This is a genomic window from Mesorhizobium sp. M7A.F.Ca.CA.001.10.2.1 (genome assembly GCF_003998575.1).
In the GTDB taxonomy this organism is placed as follows: Bacteria; Pseudomonadota; Alphaproteobacteria; order Rhizobiales; family Rhizobiaceae; genus Mesorhizobium.
The window spans coordinates 1-3,589 of sequence record NZ_RZQY01000635.1 but is presented as its reverse complement, the minus strand read 5'-3'; the positions used below and the strand labels follow the sequence as shown (position 1 = coordinate 3,589).

At 63.4% G+C, this 3,589-nt stretch carries 3 protein-coding genes and 1 pseudogene; all 4 read right to left on the bottom strand.

What is annotated here, in order from left to right:
* Positions 1 to 523: 2Fe-2S iron-sulfur cluster-binding protein (locus tag EN964_RS28890; protein WP_206528774.1), on the bottom strand; the 523-nt coding region annotated here is incomplete at its 3' end.
* Between the two features lie 229 nt (positions 524 to 752).
* Positions 753 to 1,028, bottom strand: a complete 276-nt coding sequence (locus tag EN964_RS28880) for a sarcosine oxidase subunit delta (RefSeq protein ID WP_127269579.1) — start codon at positions 1,026 to 1,028, stop codon at positions 753 to 755.
* Between the two features lie 17 nt (positions 1,029 to 1,045).
* Positions 1,046 to 2,299 carry a sarcosine oxidase subunit beta family protein gene (locus EN964_RS28875; protein ID WP_127270293.1) on the bottom strand — a complete coding sequence of 418 codons (1,254 nt, stop codon included), beginning with the start codon at positions 2,297 to 2,299 and terminating at the stop codon, positions 1,046 to 1,048.
* Between the two features lie 36 nt (positions 2,300 to 2,335).
* Positions 2,336 to 3,553 (bottom strand): annotated as a pseudogene (gene glnT, locus EN964_RS28870) (type III glutamate--ammonia ligase); the annotation flags it as partial.
* Positions 3,554 to 3,589: the final 36 nt, after the last annotated feature.

Below are 3,589 nucleotides of genomic sequence, written 5' to 3'. Positions count from 1 at the left end.
GCACATCGCAATGCGCCCATGCCTTGTCGTAGTGATCGGGATCGGCGATGCCTGAGGCACGGCCGAGGCCGGCGGCGCGGCGGATCGCCGGCTCGTAGATCGCTTCCCAGAATTTCGCCGGCCACATGAAAGTCTTGTAGTAGAAGCCGGCAACGAAGATCGGCGCGAACAGCTGGTTCACCGACATCAAATCGTGGCGCAGCGACGGCCAACGGTTCTGGCTGGCGGCCTCGAGCCCGTCATAGAGTTCGGCTGTCGTCGCCTTGGTGTTCGGCTCGCGCCGTGCGCCGGTGCGCAGCTCGACCAGCGCGTTGGGTTCTTCCGAACCAGCGGTGAGAATACCGCGCGGGCGATGGTATTTGAATGAGCGGCCGACCAGCTTGACGCCGTTGGCGATCAGCGCGGAGGCGAGCGTATCGCCCTGGAAGCCGGAGAAAGCCTTGCCGTCGAAACGGAAGTTCAGTGGCACCGAGCGGTCGATGAGACCGCCATTGCCGAGCCGATGGGATTGGCTGGAAGTCACGATTGCCGACCCTTCGTCGCTTCGATGTCATGCGGCAGCGTCGAGCCGCCCCTCATCGCCCTGCCGGGCACTTCTCCCCGTATAGTGACGGGGAGAAGGACGCTCTCGTCCACGATTTCGCTAATCATCAACGCTGCAGGAATAGCAGCCAGGTCCCTCTCCCCGTCTCTATACGGGGAGAGGATGCCGGCAGGCAGGTGAGGGGCGGCGCTGACTTGCACAAGAAAATTCATTTCGCGACCTGCCTCGCACCCACGCCAGCCGCCGGCTCAACGGCGGAAATCTCATGCGTCAGCGTGTTGCGGGTGACCTTCAGCCAGGCCCGGCAACCGCCGCCATGGTACCAGTGTTCGCTGGTCTGTCCGGCGACGTTGTCGCGCAGATAGACATAGTTGAAGACCTCGTCTTCCGAGGCGTCGGCGACCGGCCGCACCGGCTTGGCGTCGCCGAGATAGGTGAACTCGCCGAGTTCGCGTTCGCCGCAGAAGGGACAGACAATGCGCATGCTGTTCTAGACCGCCTTCAATGCAGGTTCGGTTGGGCGCCTTGGCCCTTTTCGTCGATCATGGCGCCGGTACGGAACCGGTCGAGACGGAACCGAGCGGCTTCTTCGTGCGATTCGTCGCGCGCCAGCAGATGGGCAAAGACAAAGCCGGAGCCTGGTGTCGCCTTGAAGCCGCCATAGCACCAGCCGGCGTTGAGATAGAGCCCGTCGACCGGCGTCTTGTCGATGATCGGCGAACCGTCCATCGACATGTCCATGATGCCGCCCCACTGGCGCAGCAGGCGCACGCGGCCGATCATCGGCATCAGCGCCATGCCGCCCTCGCAGACGTCCTCCATGACAGGCATGTTGCCGCGTTGGGCGTAGGAATTGTAGCCGTCTATGTCACCGCCGAAGACGAGGCCGCCCTTGTCGGACTGGCTGACGTAGAAATGGCCGGCGCCGAAGGTCATGACACCAGGGATGAGCGGCTTGATCGCCTCGGAGACAAAGGCCTGCAGCACATGGCTTTCGATAGGCAGGCGCAGGCCGGCCATCGCCGCGACGCGCGACGAACTTCCGGCGACCGCCATGCCGACCTTGCCGGCACCGATCTTGCCGCGCGATGTCTCGACGCCGGTCACCTTGCCATTGGCGTCCCTGACGAAGCCGGTGACTTCGCAATTCTGGATGATGTCGACGCCGAGTTCGCTCGCCGCATGGGCATAGCCCCAGACCACCGCATCGTGCCGCGCCGTGCCGCCGCGCCGCTGCAAGAGCCCGCCTTGCACGGGAAAGCGCGCATTGTCGAAGTTCAGGAACGGGATCATCTTCTTGACGGCAGCGAGGTCGAGCAGTTCGGCGTCGATGCCGTTGATGCGCATGGTGTTGCCGCGCCGCGCATAAGCGTCGCGCTGTGCGTCGGAGTGGTAGAGGTTGATGACGCCGCGCTGGCTGACCATCGCATTGTAGTTGAGGTCCTGCTCCATCCGCTCCCACAGCTTCATCGACAATTCGTAGAAGCCGGTGTTGCCGGGCAGGCCGTAATTGGAGCGGATGATGGTGGTGTTGCGGCCGGCATTGCCGGAGCCGATCCAGCCTTTTTCGAGTACGGCGACATTCTTGATGCCGTACTCGCTGGCGAGAAACCAGGCGGTGGCAAGCCCGTGGCCGCCGCCGCCGATGATCACCACGTCGTAGCGATCCTTCGGCGTGGCGTCGCGCCAGGTGCGTTGCCAGTTCTTGTGGCCGGACAGGGCGGCGCGGGCGAGCGAAAAGATCGAATATTTCATCAGTTCATTCCGAGGTCGCTCGCGTCACGCTGGTGGTCAGATATCCAGCGTGTGGTCGCGCTCCCATTGCGTGAAGTGCGAAGCATAGGAATTCCATTCCTGGTGCTTCAGCTTTAGGTAGGCCGACGAGAATTCCTCACCCAGCGCCGCCTTGAGCGATTTGTCCTTGTCGAACTCGCGCAACGCGTCGAGCAGGTTGAGCGGCAGTTTTGGCGCGCCCTTCACCGTGTGCCCATGCTGGTACATGTCGATGTCGTAGCGCTTGCCGGGATCTGCCTTGGAGCGGATGCCGTCGAGGCCGGCGGCGATGATAACCGCCTGCAGCAGATAGGGGTTGGCCGCCCCATCCGGCAGTCGCAGTTCGAAGCGGCCCGGGCCGGGCACGCGCACCATGTGGGTGCGGTTGTTGCCGGTCCAGGTCACTGTATTCGGCGCCCAGGTCGCGCCCGAAATGGTGCGCGGCGCGTTGATGCGTTTGTAGGAATTGACCGTCGGGTTGGTGATCGCGGCCAGCGCCGAGGCATGCTTCATGATGCCGCCGAGGAAATTCCGGCCCTTGGCCGACAGGCCGAGCTCCATCGATTTGTCGGCGAAAACGTTGGTCTTGCCCGATTTATCCCAGACCGAGATATGGGCATGGCAGCCATTGCCGGTCAGGCCCTGGAACGGTTTGGGCATGAACGTCGCGCGCAGGCCATGCTTCTCGGCGATCGACTTGACCATGAACTTGAAGAAGGAATGCTTGTCCGCGGTCGCCAGCGCGTCGTCGAAGGCCCAGTTCATCTCGAATTGGCCGTTGGCATCCTCGTGGTCGTTCTGGTAGGCGCCCCAGCCGAGCGCCAGCATGTGGTCGCAGATCTCGGCGATGACGTCATAGCGACGCATCACCGCTTGCTGGTCGTAGCAGGGCTTTGAGGCCGTGTCGTATTCGTCGGAAATCGTCTTGCCGTCGGGCGAGATCAGGAAGAACTCGGCCTCGACGCCGGTCTTGACGTGCATGCCGTCGCTGGCGGCTTCCGCGATCAGCCGCTTCAGCGTGTTGCGCGGCGCCTGGTCGACCTCCTTGTCGTCCATGATGCAGTTGGCCGCGACCCAGGCGACTTCCGGCTTCCACGGCAGCTGGATCACCGAATCCGGATCCGGCACCGCCAGCATGTCGGGATGTGCCGGCGTCAGGTCCAGCCAGGTGGCGAACCCGGCAAAGCCGGCGCCATCCTTCTGCATGTCGGCGATCGCCTGTGCCGGCACCAACTGGATACCGGGGAAGAACGGCTTCTAATCAACGAAGGG

What these genes read in the sequence shown, in the direction of transcription:
- EN964_RS28880 (WP_127269579.1), bottom strand. Translation starts at nt 1,028, where the DNA reads ATGCGCATTGTCTGTCCCTTCTGCGGCGAACGCGAACTCGGCGAGTTC.
- EN964_RS28875 (WP_127270293.1), bottom strand. Translation starts at nt 2,299, where the DNA reads ATGAAATATTCGATCTTTTCGCTCGCCCGCGCCGCCCTGTCCGGCCAC.